Origin of the sequence: Microbacterium testaceum, from assembly GCF_001476655.1 — a bacterium.
Classification (GTDB): domain Bacteria; phylum Actinomycetota; class Actinomycetes; order Actinomycetales; family Microbacteriaceae; genus Microbacterium; species Microbacterium testaceum_C.
Window position 1 is genome coordinate 35292 of sequence record NZ_LDRT01000079.1, and the last position, 18794, is coordinate 54085.

14 protein-coding genes are annotated in these 18794 nt (G+C 70.9%); 8 read left to right on the top strand and 6 right to left on the bottom strand.

Features of this window, described 5'->3' with window-relative positions; genetic code table 11:
• Positions 1–2: 2 nt before the first annotated feature.
• Positions 3–1922 (bottom strand): DUF6541 family protein, encoded by a 1920-nt coding sequence (locus NS220_RS11995; RefSeq protein WP_058624285.1) that lies wholly within the window; start codon positions 1920–1922, stop codon positions 3–5.
• A 146-nt stretch (positions 1923–2068) separates the two neighbouring features.
• On the opposite strand from NS220_RS11995, the gene glf reads away from it, so the two are divergent.
• From glf to NS220_RS12015, 4 genes are read left to right on the top strand one after another with little or no spacing between them, the layout of a single operon-like run.
• On the top strand, positions 2069–3205 hold the full coding sequence (gene glf / locus NS220_RS12000; protein ID WP_058624286.1) for a UDP-galactopyranose mutase: 1137 nt from the start codon (positions 2069–2071) through the stop codon (positions 3203–3205).
• 13 nt (positions 3206–3218) lie between these two features.
• On the top strand, positions 3219–5252 hold the full coding sequence (locus tag NS220_RS12005) for an acyltransferase family protein (protein WP_193755355.1): 2034 nt from the start codon (positions 3219–3221) through the stop codon (positions 5250–5252).
• Between the two features lie 22 nt (positions 5253–5274).
• Complete coding sequence (locus tag NS220_RS12010; protein ID WP_058624288.1) at positions 5275–6066, top strand: ABC transporter permease; 792 nt, start codon at positions 5275–5277, stop codon at positions 6064–6066.
• Complete coding sequence (locus tag NS220_RS12015) at positions 6066–6806, top strand: ABC transporter ATP-binding protein (protein ID WP_058624289.1); 741 nt, start codon at positions 6066–6068, stop codon at positions 6804–6806. Before NS220_RS12010 ends, NS220_RS12015 begins: the two co-directional genes overlap by 1 nt.
• 24 nt (positions 6807–6830) lie before the next feature.
• Here the strand turns inward: NS220_RS12015 and NS220_RS12020 are convergent, their stop codons facing one another.
• The 4 genes from NS220_RS12020 to NS220_RS12035 are packed head-to-tail and all read right to left on the bottom strand — an operon-like array spanning position 6831 to position 12463.
• Positions 6831–7796, bottom strand: coding sequence for a glycosyltransferase family 2 protein (locus tag NS220_RS12020; protein ID WP_058624290.1), 966 nt, complete (start codon positions 7794–7796; stop codon positions 6831–6833).
• Entirely contained in the window at positions 7793–9706 is a 1914-nt protein-coding gene (locus NS220_RS12025) for a glycosyltransferase (RefSeq protein WP_058624291.1), read from the bottom strand. Before NS220_RS12025 ends, NS220_RS12020 begins: the two co-directional genes overlap by 4 nt.
• Positions 9707–9755: 49 nt before the next feature.
• Entirely contained in the window at positions 9756–11066 is a 1311-nt protein-coding gene (locus NS220_RS12030) for an O-antigen ligase family protein (RefSeq protein ID WP_058624292.1), read from the bottom strand.
• Positions 11063–12463: an O-antigen ligase family protein gene (locus NS220_RS12035; protein ID WP_058624293.1), complete on the bottom strand. Its 1401-nt coding sequence runs from the start codon at positions 12461–12463 to the stop codon at positions 11063–11065. Before NS220_RS12035 ends, NS220_RS12030 begins: the two co-directional genes overlap by 4 nt.
• A gap of 62 nt (positions 12464–12525) precedes the next feature.
• Here NS220_RS12035 and manA point away from each other — a divergent pair, with 62 nt between their 5' ends.
• From manA to NS220_RS12055, 4 genes are all read left to right on the top strand, one after another.
• Entirely contained in the window at positions 12526–13698 is a 1173-nt protein-coding gene (gene manA, locus NS220_RS12040) for a mannose-6-phosphate isomerase, class I (RefSeq protein WP_058624294.1), read from the top strand.
• A gap of 125 nt (positions 13699–13823) precedes the next feature.
• Positions 13824–14144 carry a WhiB family transcriptional regulator gene (locus NS220_RS12045; protein ID WP_013583637.1) on the top strand — a complete coding sequence of 107 codons (321 nt, stop codon included), beginning with the start codon at positions 13824–13826 and terminating at the stop codon, positions 14142–14144.
• Between the two features lie 95 nt (positions 14145–14239).
• Positions 14240–17080: a glycosyltransferase gene (locus NS220_RS12050; RefSeq protein WP_058624295.1), complete on the top strand. Its 2841-nt coding sequence runs from the start codon at positions 14240–14242 to the stop codon at positions 17078–17080.
• Positions 17077–18474 (top strand): DUF5719 family protein, encoded by a 1398-nt coding sequence (locus NS220_RS12055; RefSeq protein WP_058624296.1) that lies wholly within the window; start codon positions 17077–17079, stop codon positions 18472–18474. The genes NS220_RS12050 and NS220_RS12055 overlap by 4 nt, the downstream gene beginning before the upstream one ends.
• Before the next feature lie 31 nt (positions 18475–18505).
• Here the strand turns inward: NS220_RS12055 and NS220_RS12060 are convergent.
• Positions 18506–18794, bottom strand: a 289-nt coding sequence (locus NS220_RS12060; RefSeq protein ID WP_058624297.1) for a hypothetical protein, incomplete at its 5' end; no start/stop codon positions are given.

Below are 18794 nucleotides of genomic sequence, written 5' to 3' on the forward strand. Positions count from 1 at the left end.
CGTCAGCACCCCTCGATTCGGAACAGTCGAGCCTCGGGTCCCTGGGAGTCGACGAGGACGAGATGCGCGGAGGGGACGAGATCCTGGATGCCGTCGTACGCGGTCGCTCCGTTCGGGTCGTCGATCACGTCGCGACGGCCGAAGTCGAGCACGTAGTCGATCCCGAGACGATCGACCGTCGAGCACACCGCGGGATCTGTGTCGATGTCGCGCAGGTGGGTGTTGAGGAAGAGGAGCTCGGGGGACGGGGAACCGAAGACGTGCCTCTGCGTCACCTCACGATCGGCGAGGGCGAGCGCGAGAGACGTCCCCGTCCGCGGACTGCCGATGATGAGCGCGTCGTCCGGCGTCTCGTCGTCGAGGCGCTCGAGCAGGGCGTGTTCGTCGCCGGAGAGGATGAGCGCGTCGTCGGTGTAGGCGTAGGCCTCGTGCACCTGGGAGAGGGCGATGCGGACGTTGGGGCCGAGCACGACCGAGAACACGACGAGGATCGCGACCGCGGAGGCGGTTCGGCGAGCCCACCGGGGGAACGACCACCGGGTCGCCCACCCGCGGGCGACATCGACGATCGCGAGCGCGCCGAGCGTGGCCACGGGGATCGCCGCGAGGGGGAGCAGTGCGGCCAGACGGTTCGCGTCGTTGTACCAGGGGTTCGTCAGCGCCTGCCGCACGGGGGAGTCGATGCGCAGACCCGACACCACCATGAACAGCACCACCGCGACGCCGAACACCGCGAGGACGGGGATCCACCGCGGGCGTCGGGCGACGGCCACCGCGCCCGCCGCGAGGAGGACGACGGCGACGATCGTCGGGGTGAAGCCTCGAGGTGAGGCGAGCAGGCCCTCGCCGGCGGACTGGGCCAGGTTCTGCCAGGGCGCCCAGCCCGAGTGCTCGGCACCCGTGCGGAAGATCGACCACACGACCGCCATCACGAGGCCGAAGCCGACGACGGCGACGCCGACACCGATCACCGATGCGCGGGTGCGGGCCTCGAAGGCCCGGACGGACAGGATGCCGATGACGGACGCCGCCGCGAAGGCGAGCAGCGCCAGGAACGCATTCGGGTGGCCGAGGAAGACGCCTCCCGCGAGGAGCGCCACCAGCAACAGGGCACGGGTGAGGGCGGGCCTGCCGCGATCGTCGAGGGCCGTGACGACGGTGGAGAGAGCTGCGGGCACCATCGCGTACCCGACGAGGTTCGGGTAGAGCACGCCCCAGTTGAAGAAGAGCGCGGGGAAGGCGCCGAAGCCGGCCGAGAGCGCCGCGGCGGTGATGTACGCGGTGCGTCGCTGGGCGAACAGCGCCCCCACCAGCGCCATGATCGACGCCGGCCACAGCACGGAGACGAACGCGAGGTTCGCGCCGTTGACGGCGACCGGGATGGATGCGCCGGTCAGCTCGACGACGAGGGTGGTGATCGCGTGCCACCCGTTCGGGTAGAACCCGATGTCGGAGGTCGCCCCGATCTGGAACCCCGAGGCGTCGCCGTTGTGCACGGCGAGAGCGATGGCGTTGAGGTGGACGATGTTGTCGAAGCGCTGCGCGATGTTGTCGGGCGAGCCGAACGCGCGCGCGAACATCACGGTCGTGATCGCCGCGGTCGCGACGAGGGCGAGTCCTGCGGTCAGCACCGTGCGGGGTCCGGTCGGTGCCGGATCGGCTCCCGTCCCGCGCCGGAGCAGGAGGCCGATACCGACCACCACGAGGGTCAGCAGGGCCAGCGGCAGCAGGTTCCATCGCAGCCCGACGAAGTGGGCGATCGTGGAGGCAGCAGCCGCCAGCGTCACCGAGATCGCCGGTGCCAGCAGAAGGCGCTGCGGGCTGCGGACGCCCCACCCGGCCGCGATCACCGCGGCACCGGGGAGGATCAGGACCAGAACGGCGACCAGGAACGACGGAACGGCGCTGATCCAGTCACCCATACGATCCGTCTCCGTCAGTTCCGTTTTCGACACGCCATCGTATCGGACGGTCTCTGCGCGCCCGCTGAGCCGTTCCGTGCGAGCGTCCAGAGGCCCGCCGGTAGGATGGTCGGCGTTCTTCCCCGAAACGAGAGTTGTTCGCGTACATGGATCTTCTGGTAGTCGGTTCGGGCTTCTTCGGTCTCACGATCGCGGAGCGGGCGGCTGCGGCCGGGCGTCGCGTGACGGTGATCGATCGCCGCCCTCACATCGGTGGCAACGCCTATTCCGAGGATGAGCCCGAGACGGGCATCGAGGTGCACCGGTACGGCGCGCACCTGTTCCACACGTCGAATCCGACGGTGTGGGAGTACGTCAACCGCTTCACGGATTTCACCTCGTACGTCCACCGCGTGTACACGACCCATAAGGGCGTGGTGTTCCCGTTGCCGATCAACCTCGGCACGATCAACCAGTTCTTCCAGGCGGCGTATACGCCCGACCAGGCGAAGGCGTTGGTGCAGGAGCTGGCGGGGGAGTTCGATGCGAAGGATGCCGCGAACCTCGAGGAGAAGGGCATCGCCCTGATCGGCCGGCCCCTGTACGAGGCCTTCATCCGCGATTACACCGCGAAGCAGTGGCAGACCGACCCGAAGGATCTGCCCGCCGAGGTCATCTCCCGCCTGCCTGTGCGGTACACGTACGACAACCGGTACTTCAATGACACGTGGGAGGGGCTCCCCGTCGACGGGTACACCGCGTGGCTGGAGCGCATGGCGGATCACCCGAACATCGAGGTGAAGCTGTCGACCGACTACTTCGACGAGTCGCAGCCGCTGAACAAGAAGGCCACCGTCGGTCAGGTGCCCGTCGTCTACACCGGAGCGGTGGACCGGTACTTCGATTACGCCGAGGGTGAGCTGTCGTGGCGCACGCTCGACTTCGAGCAGGAAGTGCTGCCGATCGGCGACTTCCAGGGCACGAGCGTGATGAACTACGCCGACGCCGACGTGCCGTACACGCGCATCCACGAGTTCAAGCACTTCCACCCGGAGCGCGCCGACCGCTACCCGAGCGACAAGACCGTGGTGGTGCGCGAGTACTCCCGCTTCGCGACCCGCGCGGACGAGCCGTACTACCCGGTGAACACCGCCGACGACCGCACGGGTCTGCTGGCGTACCGCGACCTCGCCAAGGGCGAGCGCGACGTGCACTTCGGCGGCCGCCTCGGCACCTACCAGTACCTCGACATGCACATGGCGATCGGTTCCGCTCTGTCGATGTGGAACAACCAGCTCGCGTGAGGTCTCCGTGCGTGTGACCCAGGCCCCTGTGGGCCGTCCGGCTGTCGCCGGACGGGCGGACGAGGGGCGCTGGGCGTATCGCTCCGACATCGACGGTTTGCGCGCCGTGGCCATCTTGCTGGTCGTCACGTACCACGTGTGGATCGGTCGGGTCTCCGGCGGCGTCGACGTCTTCCTCATGCTGTCGGCGTTCTTCCTCACCCGGGGATTCCTGCGGCGCATGGACGGGCCCTCCCCGGTGCGGCCCGTCCTGCACCTCATCGGCATCTTCCGGCGGCTGCTCCCCGCAGCCGCCGTCACCCTGGTGGGTGTCCTCGCGCTCGCCTGGACCTTCTTCCCGCCGTCCACCTGGCGCGCGACGTGGGAGCAGACCTGGGCGTCTCTGCTGTACGTGCAGAACTGGGTGCTGGCCGCGGACTCCGTCAATTACTACGCGCGTGTCGAGACCCCGAGCCCTCTTCAGCACTTCTGGTCGATGTCCGTCCAGGGGCAGGCTTTCGTGCTGTGGGTCGTGCTGCTGGCGATCTGCCAGGCCGTCGTCCGACGCTTCCGCCTTTCTCCCGATCGCGTCGCCGGTGTGGTGTTCGGGGCGGTGTTCGTCCTGTCCCTGTGGTACTCGATCGTGCGCACGGACGCGGCGCAGCAGAGCGCGTACTTCGACACGGGCGCGCGGCTGTGGGAGTTCGCGGCGGGTTCGCTCCTGGTCATCGCCCTTCCGCATCTTCGCCTCCGCCCTCGACTCCGCGCCCTCCTCGGATGGGCCGGGCTCGGTGGGCTGCTCATCCTCGGTCTTGTCCTGGACGTGCAGGGAGGGTTCCCGGGATATCTCGCGCTCTGGCCGGTGCTGTGTGCGGCGGCCGTGGTCGTCTCCGGCAGCGGCGCGGAGGTTCGCGGACCCGCTCGGTTCTTGGCATCCCGGCCCCTCCAACTGCTCGGTCGCGACGCTTACGCGCTCTATCTGGTGCACTGGCCGCTGCTGATCACGTTCCTCGTCGTGACCGGCAGTGACGGCGCCGGCTTCGTCGGCGGGACGCTCATCATCGTGCTGTCCTTGGCTCTCGCGCGCGCCCTCACGGCGGTCGTCGACACGCCTGTGCGCGCGTGGCGGAAGAGCGACCCCTCGCGGCTGGTTCCCGTCGCCGTCCTCGTCGCGGCGACAGCAGTGGTCGTGCTCCCGCTGAGCGCGTGGCAGGTCTCGAACGAGGTACAGGCCCGCAGCATCGCCGCCCGCGCCGCCGTCACCAACCCCGGGGCGGCGGTCCTGCGCGACCCCACTCTCCCGGAGCCTCCCGCCGACGCCGCGCTTCTTCCGCTGCCGACCGCACTCGAAGAGGAGTGGATGCAACTCGACCGGCCTTGCTCCGGTGATCGCGTCCCCGAGAACGGCATCCTGAACGTCTCGTGCTGGGAGACCCCGCACACCGCGCGGGCCACGCGCACGGTCGTGGTGGTGGGTGACTCGCACTCGCAGCAGATGACGGCCGCCCTCCTGCCCGTCGCCGAAGAGAACGGGTGGGGTCTGGTCATGCTCGCCAAGGGCGGGTGCTCGATGGGGCTGGACGAGCCGGGGATGGACGACCAGTGTGACCAGTGGCGAGAGGCCGCGATCGAGCATGTGGAACGGATCCGACCGGATGCCGTCCTGACCGTGGTGACCCGCTCCGACTGGGGCGAGCTCGACGAGGCGATCCGCCCGGGCATCGACCGCTTCCTCGATCGCATGGGCGACGCCGGGATCGAGGTCATCGGCGTGCGGGACAACCCCCGGTTCCCCTTCGACATGTACAGCTGCGTGGCGGATTCGTCCGACCCCGTGGACTGCGCCGTTCCGCGCGCAGGATCGCTCGCCGACGACAATCCCGCGGCGGTCCTGGACCGCGCGGGGGTGCAGCTGGTCGACCTGACGCCGTGGATCTGCCCCGACGACGTCTGCGTCGGCGTGGTCGGCAACGTGGCGCTCTACCGCGACGACAACCATCTCTCGCGCACCTACGCCCGGACTCTCGCCCCCTCGCTCGTCGAACAGCTCCCGCCCAGCCTGGGATGATCGCCGTGCAGAGGATCCCCTGGTGACTCCCGCGACCGTCGGCGCCCCCGGTTCGGTGAGGCGCTCCCTCCACTCGCTGTGGTTGCTGTCGTCGCGAGACCTGCGCGTGCGCTACTCCACCAGCGCCCTGGGGTACCTGTGGTCGGTGCTCGATCCGCTCGTGATGAGCGGTATCTACTGGTTCGTCTTCACCCAGGTCTTCCACCGATCGGTGGGGGAGGACCCGTACATCGTCTTCCTCATCACGGCCCTGCTGCCGTGGGTGTGGTTCAACTCCGCGGTGACGGACTTCACCAAGGCCTTCAAGAAGGACGCCCGCCTCGTGCGCTCGACGTCGATCCCGCGCTGGATCTGGGTCGATCGCATCGTGGTGAGCAAGGGCGTCGAGTTCCTCCTCTCCCTTCCCGTGCTCGTGCTGTTCGCGGTGTTCGGCGGTGCCCAGGTGTCGTGGGCGCTCCTCGCCTTCCCCCTCGCGGTGATCCTGCAGACGGTCCTCCTCGTCGGGCTCGGTCTGATCGTCGCCCCGCTGTGCGTGATGTTCGGCGACCTGGAGCGGACGACGCGGCTCGTGCTGCGCGCGCTGTTCTACGCCTCGCCGATCATCTACGGCGTCGGCAACCTCCCGGGCGTCTTCGCCGACATCGCGGCGTTCAATCCGCTCGCGGGCATCTTCACCCTGTATCGCGTCGGTTTCTTCCCCGACCAGTGGGACACCCTCACCGTGGTCGTGGGCGCGGCGGTGAGTCTCGGCATCCTGGGTCTCGGTCTGCTGCTGTTCCCGCGACTCGAGCGCCCCGTGCTGAAGGAGCTGTGATGACCGGCCCCGCGATCGAGGTGCACGGGCTCGGCGTGCGGTTCCGCCGCAACCGCCGTGGGTCCCGCAGCCTGAAGGACCTCTTCGGCGGCCGCTCGCGCCGCTCGCGTCCGGACGAGTTCTGGGCACTGCGCGACGTGTCGTTTCGCGTCCGCCCGGGAGAGGCGATCGGCGTCGTCGGCCGCAACGGCCAGGGGAAGTCGACGCTGCTCAAGCTCGTCGCGGGGGTTCTGCTCCCCGACGAGGGCGATGTCGCCGTCGAGGGAGGGGTGGCCCCGCTCATCGAGATCACGGGCGGCTTCGTCGGCGACCTGACGGTGCGCGAGAACGTCCGGCTGACGGCGGGGCTGCACGGGATGCCGCGCGCCGAGGTCGCGCGCCGCTTCGACGACATGATCGCCTTCGCCGAGATCGGCGACTTCGTCGACACCCCGTACAAGCATCTGTCGAACGGCATGAAGGTGCGCCTGGCGTTCTCGGTCGTGTCGCAGCTCGATGAGCCGATCCTCCTCGTCGACGAGGTCCTCGCCGTCGGAGATCGCGCGTTCCGGGAGAAGTGCTATCGCCGCATCGACGAACTGCTCGCCGAGGGGCGCACGCTTTTCTTCGTCAGCCACAACGAGAAGGACCTCCGCCGGTTCTGCACGCGCGGGCTGTACCTCGACGGCGGACGGCTCGAGATGGACGCGCCGATCGCCGAGGTGCTCGAGCGCTACAACGAGGACTACGCGACGCGGTGAGCCCGCGCCGCCGCGCACGCGGCGTCAGCCGACGGGCTGAGCGCGCTCCAGGGGCGGCATCGGCGTCCACGACGCGTCGCGCAGGATGCGTCGACCGTCGCGGAGGCCGCGGAAGAGGTGGCTCGTGCCGCGCAGTTTGCGCTCGACGACGACGAGGCGGATGAGCTCCTTGACGAACGTCAACGCCGTGCCGGCCGAGAAGGGCAGCGTCCGGTAGACCCCGAGCTCGCGATAGTACTTCTGCAGGTACGCGCGGTTGCGCATGATGTAGTACCGATACGCGTCGCTGGAGGCGTTCATGTGGCGGATGCCCATGTCCCACTGCTTGATCTCGCGCGTACGACGCAGCACGAACTCGTTCACGATGACGGAGGGCGTCTGGCGGGAGGCGAGCCACCCGTAGAGCTGGTCGTCCCAGTAGATGAAGAAGCGCGGGTCGGGCAGACCGATCTTCGAGACGATGTCGCGGTGGATGAACATGCCCTCGAAGCAGCCCGAGTTCATCGGCTTGAACCCGGAATCGTCGAAGCCGGCGGGAGCGAAGGGGATGGGGATCGCCATCGACTCGGCGACCCGGTACTGCCAGTAGAACTCGCTGCCGTCGTAGTCGTACCGGCGGCCCTGGATGCTGCGGAAACGGGGCGTCCAGTGCCCCATGCGCGCGAGGCCGTCGGAGACCACCTCGACGTCGTCGTCCATGAGCCAGATCCACTCGGATCCGAGCTCGTACGCGACGCGCATCCCCTCACTGAAACCTCCGGAGCCGCCCGTGTTCGTCTCGAGGCGGCGGTAGACCAGCTCGGTGGGGAGGCGATCGCGGAACGATTCGACGACCTCGGTCGTGTCGTCGGTGGACGCGTTGTCGATGACGACGAGGTGCCCGGGCGCCGGGTCCATCCGCTCGATGCTTTCGAGCAGACGCGTCAGCAGATGCGTGCGGTTGTACGTGACGACGACGATGGTCGCGGTGGCCGGATCGAACGCGGTCACGACTGCTCCTCGAAGGTGGCGCGCCACCGGGCCTCGGAGACGAGGTCGGGAAGAGCGCGGCGGTACTGGTCGGACAGGCGGGGCCACTCGCGCTGCAGGCGACGGTGCAGGCGCAGGCTCTCGCGCAGCATGCGGCGGTACTGCGCGCGATCGCGCGTGTAGATGTTCTGACCCGACCCGTCGGCGGCGCTGACGAGGGCGCTGTCGAAGGCCGGTACGCGCCACCAGTGGGCGTCGGCCTTGCCGAACTCGACTTCGGGCTGCGCGACGTTCTCGGGTCGCGGGGTGTGGAACCAGTGCGACAGCAGGGTGCGCAGCGTGAAGATCCGCAGACTCAGGCCGGAGGGGCTGTCGAACTGATGCTGCTTCAGGCGACGGAACACCTGGCGCCCACGGCGGGAACGCAACGGCACACCGGAGTCCTTGTGCACGATCGTCTCGGGGTGCTTCCGGGCGATGGCGCGTGCCTCGGGCATCGCGGTCGACAGGGTCCGACGCATGTGCGCGGGGCCCGAGAGCACGTCGCGCAGGGCCCGGTGGCGGAGTTCCACGGGGTAGTACTGCATCATCATGAGGTGCTTCAGGTCGAGACGTCGACTGTGCCGGATGAGTGTGCCGCCCTGCGGTGAGCGGGAGTGCAGGAGCGCCGCGACGATGCGGTTGCGGGCGTGGAAGTAGGCCTGCCAGTCGATCGAGTCGTCCTTGCCGACCCACGAGACGTGCCACAGGGCGACCCCGGGCATGGAGACGGTCGGGTAACCGGCATCCCGTGCACGCAGACAGAACTCCGCGTCGTCCCATTTGATGAAGGCGGGGAGCGACAGCCCGATCTCGCGCAGGATGCTGGTGGGGATGAGGCACATCCACCAGCCGTTGTAGTCCGCGTCGAGACGCATGTGCAGCATCGGGCTCTGGCGGAGATTCGCGACGCTGAAGTCGTGGGGGAGGCGCTCCTGGTAGAGCGCCCGCCACATGAACGGGGCGTCGTCGACGACTTCGGCCCAGGCGTGGAGCTTCGGACGGTCGAGAAGATCGAACATGTGCGCGCCCACGATCGTGGGGACCGAGGCGTAGCGCCCGAAGACGACGGAACGGCGGATCGATTCCGGTTCGATGCGGACGTCGTCGTCGAGGAGCTGCACGAAATCGCTCTCGGGACGCTGCAGGGTCTCGGTCATGGCCCGGGCGAAACCGCCCGATCCGCCGAGGTTCGGCTGACGGATGACCTCGAGGGTCTCGCCCAGGCGCGATGCCACCTCGGGGTAGGTCGCCTGGTCGGCGACGAGATCGGTGCCCTGGTCGATGAGGAAGACGCGGTCCACGACGTCGAGCACGTCGGGCGAATCGGCGAGCGCCTGGAGAGTGTTCACGCAGTAGTCGGGCTTGTTGTACGTGGTGATGCCGATGCTGGCCTTGCCCGGGCGGACCGGCTCGTCCTCGGTCGTCCAGGCGGCGCCCTCGAACATCGCGTCCGAGCGGTCGGCGGCGACATCGAACCAGATCCAGCCGCCGTCGCTGTACTGGTCGAGGGCGAGGTCGAAGGAGGTCTCGGACGATTCGCCGCGCACCTCGCGCGTCTCGATGCGCTGCTTCGTGCCGGCACCGTTCGAGCGGTACACGAGGATCGTCAGATCGCCCGAGGTGCGAACCGTCAGGCGCACACGGCGGACCGCGGTCCAGTGCTGCCAGTACGAGGCGGGAAAGGCGTTGAAGTAGGTGCCGAACGACACACGGCGGCCCGCGACGATGCGCGCGCGATGGCGGTCCAGGATGTTGCTCAGTTGGGCGACGCTGGTCACGCGGACCGGTTCTTCGTCGATCGTCGACCACGTCTCGGGGTCGACGTAGAGCGGGAGAAGGTCGGGATCGCGGTCGAGCGGGAGCACGGCGTTCTGCAGGGTGTACGTCACGAAGGGTCTTTCGTCGAAGGCGCAGGCCGTCGGGCGGCCAGCCCGGAGTCTACCCGGCAGCGGTGGGCGGGCCCTGAACGCCCGTTCCGGTGTCGGCCGGGGCTGCCGGCGGCATCCGGAGTCCGAGGCTCTCGCGCCAGGAACGGGACTGTCCTGCCCGCACGGCGCAGACGACCAGCAGGAGCAGGCCGGCGCCCGAGAGGGGGAAGCTCTCGAACAGCGAGAAGGTGAGGAGGGCGACCAGGGTGAGCGGCGCCCACGCGTGCACGACGGAGCGTCGCTCGCTGGCGACGAGCCAGCCGCGCGCGAGGGCCAGCGCCCCGAGGGTGAGGAAGAGGATGAGCCCCGCCCAGCCGACCTGCAGGAGGACATCGAGGTAGGCGTCCAGCGCCGAGGTGTGCGTCTCGCCGAGGGTGAAGTTGAGGGTCGCGAAGGGGAACGAATCCGGTGCCCACGGGCCGTACCAGCCGAAGCCCTCGACCGGGCGGTAGGTCACGTACGTCAGCAGTTGCGACCAGAGGTCGATACGGAGGGAGAAGTCGGCGCGGGCGTCGACCATCGCGACCAGAGCGTCTCTCGTGCCGTATCCCGTCGCGACCGCCGCGATCCCCCCGACGCCGAGGATCAGCTGGGCGAGGGAACGGCGCGGTGCGGGCAGTCGACGAACGAGCGCGAGGGCGACGGCCGCGGCGCCGGTGGTGACCACGACCGCGATCACGGTGGGCGACCCGCTGAGAGCGGCGAGGGAGCCGGCGAGGACGACGGAGGCGATCGCCGTGCCCGCGCGCACCGACTGCGTCCGGTATTCGACGAGGAAGGTGATGAGGGCGATGACCGTGACGAAACCCAGCACGTTGCGCGTGCCGAACAGCCCCTGGACCGGACCGAGCGCGGCGATGTCGCCCTGGATGCCGAGGAACGGGATGGGGAGGTCGAGCAGGATGCCGCTGAGGATCTCGAGCGCGAGCGACGCGCCGAGCACCCACCGGAGCACATCGCCCAGGGCCCGCACGGTCTGCAAGGCATCGCGCACGTGTCCGATGACCACGGCGAGGAAGGACACCGCCAGCAGCTCCGCCCAGCCGCCGAGGCTCGACGCGGGGTCGGCGCTCCAGAGCACGCTCGCACCCGCCCAGGCGACGAAGAGCACGAGGGTGGTGGGGGCGAGGCGCACGAGCTCGATCTCGCGCCGCCGAGCGGCGAGGACACCCACGCCGAGGACGCAGAGTCCGAGGACGATCGCGGCGAGGGTCACGTCGCCGGCGACGCCGCGGATGGCGGACGCTGCGAACACCGTCGCGAAGACGAGGAGGGTGAAGGCGCGTGCGAAGCCCGCCGAAGCGAGCAGCGCGGAGTTCACGATCCGGTGCTCTGCGGTTCGCCGCGCTCGATCGCGATGCTCTGTTCGGCGGGACCGACCCCGACCAGCGGGGCCTGTTTGATCTTCGCCCCGAACAGGACGACGAACATCCAGCCCCACAGCAGCAGCGGACCGGACTCGGTGAGGCCCTGGACCACGAGCAGCGCACCGATGAGGGTGGGCAGGAGGGTCAGCGGGGAGTAGGGCCGGTCGGCGCGCAGATCCCATCGCGGCCGGTCGACCGCGAAGAACCAGGATCGCCAGATGTACGCGAGGTACACGAGGGCGAAGAGCAGGACCCCGATGCCGCCGAGCTGGAAGAACACGTCGATCCAGACGCTGTGCGACTGCACGACGGTCTGGCCGTGGTCGATGATCCACCCGTCGATGAGCGGCTCGGATGAGATCCACGGCGTCGAGAAGCCCCAGCCGGTCCACGGCCGCTCCGCCGCCCGGGCGAGGACATCCGCCCAGATCCCCTCGCGTCCGGTGAGGTCGGCACCACGACCGAGCAGGCCGAAGATCGCGTCGCGCCCGAACCACAGCGTGGCCGCGCCACCGAGGCCGACGACGGCGTACAGCGCATACCATCGGGTCCGCTCGCCCGGTCGGCTCGCGGTGCACATCACCAGGACCGTCCCGAGCACCAGCGCGACGAACGCCGCGGAGATCACGGCGGTGGCCGATCCGGCGCGGACGAAGAGGAACGCCGCGACGACGATCCACCCGAGCAGCCAGAGGCGTCGGGGAGCGCCCGCGGCGAACCGGATCGCGAAGACGATGATCGCCACGAGCATGACGGATGCCAGCAGGTTGGCGTTTCCGAAGATGCCCTGGATGCGTCCCCCGTCGAAGAGGTTGTCGCGCGACCAGTACACGATCGGGTCCATGCGCGAGGTCGGGACGACGAAGCCGGGCAGGAGCGGCCCGCGGACGAAGGCGGACACCGCGAGCTCGAACAGCAGCGAGAGGCCGACGATCCACTTCGCCGCCGAGGCCACGGCACGCACGACGTCGCGCCACGTGAGGACCGCACCGATGAACAGCCCTTGGAAGGTCGTGACACCCAGGAGAAGAAGGGTGAGGACGGATGCCGCGGGCCAGGCGCTCCAGAGGAGGGAGAGGAACGCCCACCCCACGTATCCGAAGGCGAGCCACGGCAGGCGGCGCCAGGCCACGGGCGGGCGCACGACGATCCAGACGACCGCCGAGACCACCGCGGTCGCGACGACGATCACGGCGCTGAGCGTCGGACCGACCGCGTTGACCAGGCCGACGCCCCCCAGGGCGAGGACGATCACGAACACGCACCACGCGCGCAGGAGCAGGTGGCCGGTGGTCTCGCGCACGGGAGCCGACGGCGGCGCCGAGACCGGGTGATTCGTGTGCAGGGCCATGGTGCACTCAGGCTACCGTCCGGGTCCGCGCGGCGACGGGCCGGAACGCTAGGCTTTCGCCCGTGCTGGTTGCCCTCTCGAACACGCCCCGCGACTACGCCTGGGGAAGCCCGACCCTTCTCGCCGAGCTCGAGGGGCGTGTCCCCACGGGCGCACCCGAGGCGGAGGTGTGGTTCGGCGATCACCCCGGGTCGCCCGCTCGGGTCCTCGACGGGTCGCAGCGCACCCTCGACGAGTGGCTGCCCGCGGTGGACGGCGCACCCGAGCGCCTGCCCTACCTCTTGAAGCTGCTCGCCGCCGGCTCCCCGCTGTCGATCCAGGTCCACCCCTCGAAAGAGCAGGCCGTCCGGGGCTTCGCGGACGAGGAGGCCGCGGGTGTCCCTCGCGATGCGGCTTCGCGCAACTACAAGGACGACAACCACAAGCCCGAGGTGATCGTCGCCCTGAGCGAGACCTTCACCGCTCTGGCAGGGCTGCGGGACCTCGACCAGACGCGACGGCTCGTCGCCGGCCTGGGCGATGCGGCGGGCGTCACCGCACTGCGGGATCGCCTGGCCGCCGCCGAGCCGGACGCGGCCCTGCGCGACGCGATCGGCTGGGCGCTGGCGGAGGCGACCGCGGCGGAGATCGAGCAGATCGTCGAGGGCGCGGCATCCGCGTCCTCCCCGGAGTTCGCCGCGGAGGCGGCTCTCGTGCGCCACCTGCGCGAGGAGTACCCGGGCGATGCGGGCATCGTCGTCGCCCTGCTCATGAACCTCGTCGAGCTGCGCCGCGGCGAGGCGATCTTCGTGCCCGCCGGGGTCCTGCACGCCTACGTGGCGGGTCTCGGCGTGGAGATCATGGCCGCGAGCGACAACGTGCTGCGCGGAGGCCTCACCCCCAAGCACATCGACGTACCCGAACTGCTCGGACTCGTGGACTTCCACCCCGCGGCCGCGCCGCGACTCGCCCCGCGCGCGGACGGGGACGGGGTCGAGCTGTTTGCGCCGGGCATCGCCGATTTCGCCCTGGCCCACGTCGCGACGTCGGCGGAGGCGTCGCGTGTCGAGCTGCGCGGGGTCTCGATCGCCGTGGGTGTCGCGGGGGAGGCCGCCGTCACGGGCGCATCGGGGACGAGCCTGCGTCTCGCGCCCGGTCAGGCGGCCCTCGCCACGGCCGAGGAGAGCCCCCTCGTGGTGAGCGGCGGCGAGGTCTTCGTCGCCATGCCCGGGGAGGGAGTCGCGACACGCCGATAGCCCCGGTGAAGGTTCACGTCTGCCTTGAGGGTTTACGATCTGCGACTTGACCAATCCGAATGACACGGGTGTAATTACTCGTACGCGAAATCGCGTGCGGGGGCTCGAGTGAGGCGGAGGACGACATGACGTCGCAGTACCGGTCCGGTGTTCCGGACAACTGGTTCGTCGACCCGGTCGACCTCGGTGTTCCCGGTGTCCGTCGTGACATCGACGCTGTCGAAGAGAACACGCTCGCGTGGCAGACCGACGCGCTGTGCGCACAGACCGACCCCGAGGCGTTCTTCCCCGAGAAGGGCGGATCCACGCGCGACGCGAAGCGGATCTGCACCTCATGCGACGTCAAGTCGGAGTGCCTCGAGTACGCCCTCCAGAACGACGAGCGCTTCGGTATCTGGGGCGGTCTCAGCGAGCGCGAGCGCCGCAAGCTCAAGCGTCGCGCCTGACGCGTTCGGCGACCCGCCGGCGGAATCCGAGCGATCGCCCTCCTCCCGGCGCGGCGTCCGCGAACGAGCAGGAGCGCGCTTAGGCTGACTGCGCCATGCCCGCCCGTGTTCACGCCATCCTCGTCGTCCGCCCCGAGGGACGGACTCCCGCCGCGCACCATCTGACGCGCACGCTCGCGGCGATCGCCGCGCAGAGCCGACCCGTCGATGCGCTCACCATCGTCCTGTGCGGAGCCGACCCGGCGCTCACGCAACTGGCCGCGTCCTCGGGGGCCGAGGGCGTCATCACGGCCTCCGCCGGAACGCCGTTCGCCGCCGCGACGGCGCTGGCCACCCCCCGGCTCACGGGGGACGCGGTCTGGCTGCTCGCCCAGGACACCGCCCCCGAGCCCGACGCCCTCGTGCGCCTCGCCGGGGCGCTCGAGCTCTCTCCCTCGCTCGCGGTGGCGGCGCCGAAGCTCGTCCGCTGGGACGAGCCCGAGGAGATCGTCTCGCTCGGCATCAGCCTCAACCGTTACGGCCGCACCGTCGAGCTGGCGGCCGGGGAGTTCGATCAGGGGCAGCACGACGGTGACGCCGACGTGCTCGGCGCGGACGTGCGGGGCCTGCTGATCCGGCGTGAATCGTGGGTCGCGCTCGGCGGTCTCGATCCCGCCCTCGGCGGGGCGGACGAAGGCGTCGACCTCGGGGTGCGCGCGCGTCTCGCGGGCGATCGGGTCTCGCTCGTTCCCGCGGCCCGCATCGCCGTCGCCGGCGACGGCGTGGCGGCGATGGCCCGAGGACGCCGTCGCGCGCGGCGTCGCGCCTTCGCCGAGCGCACCGCGCAGTTGCACCGGCGTCTGGCGTACGCCCCGGCGGCGGCCGTCCCGCTGCACTGGCTGTCGCTCTTGCCGCTCGCCCTGTGGCGCACCATCGTCCACCTCGTCGGCAAGGTGCCGTACCGCGTCCTCCCCGAGTGGGGGGCGACGATCCTGGTCATGGCCCGCATCGCCGCGGTGGCGCGCGCCCGACGCCGCATCCGGGCCGTTCGCGCGGTCGGGTGGTCGCGCATCGCCCCGCTGCGCGTCTCGCGAGCCGAGATGAGGCTGCGGTGGGAGGGGGACGGAGCCGTCGTCGACGCCCCCGTCCGCTCCGAACTGCACTTCTTCGTCGGCGGAGGCGCGTGGGCCGTGCTCGGTGCCCTCGCCGTCTCGGCGGCACTGTTCTTCCCCCTGTTGGCCTGGCCCGTCCTGGGGGGAGGGGCTCTCGCCCCCCTGCGTGCGACGGTCACCCAGCTGTGGCAGGACGCGGCGTGGGGCGCGCGCCCGCTGGGACTGGATTCCATCGGACCCGCCGATCCGTTCTCGGCGATCATCGCGATCATCGGCACCCTGTCGCCGGGCGATCCCTCGCGGGCGCTCGTCGTGCTGTGGGTGCTGGCCCTGCCGCTCGCCGTCCTCGGCGGGTGGTTCGCCGCGACCCGTGTCACCGAGTCGTCGTTGTTGCGCATCACCGCGGCCGTGGCCTGGGCGCTCGCTCCCACCTTCCTCGCCGCGCTCGTCGAGGGTCGTCCCGCCGCCCTGCTCGCCCACCTGTTGCTGCCGTGGCTGTTCTACGCGGCGAGCGTCGCGCACCGGGCCTGGGCGCCGGCGGGAGCGGCATCCATTCTCCTCGTGCTGGTCCTCGCCTGCGCCCCCTCTCTCGCGCCGGCCGCTGTCGTGCTGTGGTCCGCGGCCCTCGTCGTGGTCGCCCTCGTGGCCGGGCGCGGAGTCGCGCGCGTGGTGTGGCTCGTGGTGCCATCGATCGTCGTGTTCGCACCGCTGGTGTGGACGCAGGTTCGCACGGGAAACCCCTGGGGACTGCTCGCCGACCCTGGCGTGCCGTACGCCGGTGACGAGGTGGCGGCCAACCCGCTCGGCCGCGCGCTCCTCGCCGCCGGATTCCCGAGCTCGGACCCCGGCGGCTGGGCCTCGGTGCTGAACGGCCCGGTGTGGTGGGTGGGGGTGCTGATCGCCCCCCTCGCCGTGCTCGCGGTGCTCGCGGTCCTCACGCCGCGGTGGGTGACGGCGTCCGCTCTCCTCATCGTCGCGGCCGTCGGCCTCGCGACGGCCTTCGCCGCGGTGGGGGTCTCCGTGTCGTTCGACCACGGCACGCCCGTTCCGCTGTGGCCGGGCGCGGGCCTCAGCCTCGCCTGGCTCGGTGTCGTGGGCAGCGCGATGGTGGCTCTGGATGCCGGGATCGTCGAACGCGTGCACGTGCTCCGGCCGATCGGCGCCCTGGTGACCCTCATCGCTCTCGTCGTGGCCGTGGGGCCGGCGCTCACGGCCTCCCTAGACCAGTCCCACCCGCGCTCGGTCCTCACCAACGGGCCGACCTCGACCCTCCCCGCCTTCGTCGCGGCGGAGGGGCGGGGCTCGACCGCGATCGGCACCATCGTGCTCGACCCCCGCGCCGACGGTCTGCGTGTCGACGTCGTGTGGGGCGGAAGCGCCACGGTGGGCGGTCAGAGCACCGTCCAGGCCACCCGGACCCAGGCACGGCCGGCCGATCGCGAGCTCGCCGCTCTCGCCGCGGATCTCACCACCCCCTCGTCGGACGACGTCGTGGCGCGTCTGGCGGAGCGGGGGATCGGGTTCGTGCTTCTGCAGTCCGCCCCGGCGGGCGAGAACGATGTCATCCGCGGGGCTCGTCTGGCCGCGGCGACCTCGCTCGACCAGCGTGACGCCCTCGACGGCGTCGGCACCACGTCCCGCGGCGATCTGTGGCGGGTGACCGCCGACGTCCAGCCGCGACCGCCGCTCACCGAGACCCAGGTGCACCTGCGCAACCTCGTGGCGCTGGGCTCCCTGGGCGTCCTCCTCGTCGCGCTCCTGCTGGCCGTGCCCACCACCGCCTCGCGCCGCGTCGCGCGTCGCACGCCCCGCATCGTGGGCCCGAACCCGGGAGGAAGCCGATGAGCAGCGACCGCCGACTCGTCCGCTGGGCGACGACCAGCGCCCGCGTGGTCGCCGGGTCCGTCGTCGCCACCGCCGTCGTGGTGGGCACGGTGGCGGGCATCGCGGCACCCTGGCCGACCCTCACCGCGACCCCGGTCCGCATCGAGGCGACCCCGGCGGCTTCCGACACCGTGCTGGCCTGCGACGGACCTCTCCTGGCCCTCGGCCGCAGCGCCGAGCAGGCCGGAGCGCTCAGCGCCGCCGCCGCGCAGCAGCTCGTGAGCGGTCCGGCCGACAGCGCCGCGGGCGAGACCACGCTGACCGGGTCGACCGGCGACGGCTCCGGCAACGCCACGGCGCTGCGCGCTCAGCCGCGCGACGGCGCGGCGGTTCCCCTCGCCGCGGCGGGATCGGCGACGGCGACCTCGGACGATCTGATCGGCTTCGCGGCATCCGCGTGTCGTCCTCCGCTGGCGGAGTCCTGGCTCGTGGCCGGCGCGACGACCACCGGCGCGAACGATCTCGTCGTTCTCGGCAACCCCGGCGACGTGCCCGCCACCGTTCAGCTGTCGGTCTACGGGGCGCAGGGCGTGTCGACGCCCCCGGGCGGGAGCAACCTCGTCGTGCCCGCCGGTGAGCAGCGCGTGGTGCCGCTCGCGGGTCTACTGCTCGGCGAGGAGAGCCCGGTCGTGCGCGTCACCTCCACCGGCGCTCCCGTGCACGCATCGCTTCAGGCGAGTCTGACTCGTCTGCTCCTGCCGGGCGGCGTCGATCAGGTCGCCCCGTCGGCGCAGGCCGACACCCACGTCGTGATCCCGGGCGTGCAGGTTCTGACCTCGGGCGGGAGCGACGCGGGAACGGTCCTGCGTCTGCTGGCCCCCGGTGCCGCCGCCACCGCGACGGTGACCCTCACCCCGGTCGGCACCGCCGCCCCGGGAGAGCCTCGACAGGTTCCCCTCGAGGCGGGAAAGCCGACCTCTCTCGACCTCTCCGGTGTCGTCCTCGGCGCCTACACGGTCGACGTCACCGCCGATCAGCCCGTCGTCGCCGGCGCCTGGTCGACGACAGGCTTCGGCCAGGGCGCGGACTTCGCCTGGTACAGCCCCGCACCGAAGATCGCCGTCTCCAGCGCCGTCGCGGTGGCATCGGGCGCCGGCGCCGCTCTCGTGCTGACCGCCGACCAGGGGGCGGGGGAGGCCACGGTCACGCTCACTCCCGCGGACGGCGGTGCGCCGTTCACCGTCGCCGTGCCGGACGGAGGCAGCGTCTCGACGGCGGTCGCCGCAGGTGCGTACACGCTCGATCCGAGCGCCCCGGTGCGGGCGGCGGTCACCTACGCGTCGACCGGAGCCGTGGCCGGGTACCCGCTGTGGCCGGCGAACACCGCGGAGTCCGCGGTGACGGTGCTGCCCTGAGAGCAGCGCTCCGGCTCAGACGTCCTCCGGCTCAGAAATAGCGGAAGCGTTCGGGACCGAGGTCCCACGGGTCGCGGTCGAGGTACTCGGCCGCCGCGCGGAAGACGGCGCCCTCGATCATCATGCGGCGGTGCAGGTCGTCGTCGTGGTGCGGGTGGCCGAGCCGCTCGATGGGGATCCGGTAGAGGATGATGCGCTTCTCCGCGCGCAACACCGTCCAGCGGGGGATGCCGTCGGTTGCCGCCGGAGGCATGATCCCGATCTCGAACGAGACCTCGCGCAGCTCGGTCCAGGCCGAGCGGAGGAACTCCGCCGCCGCG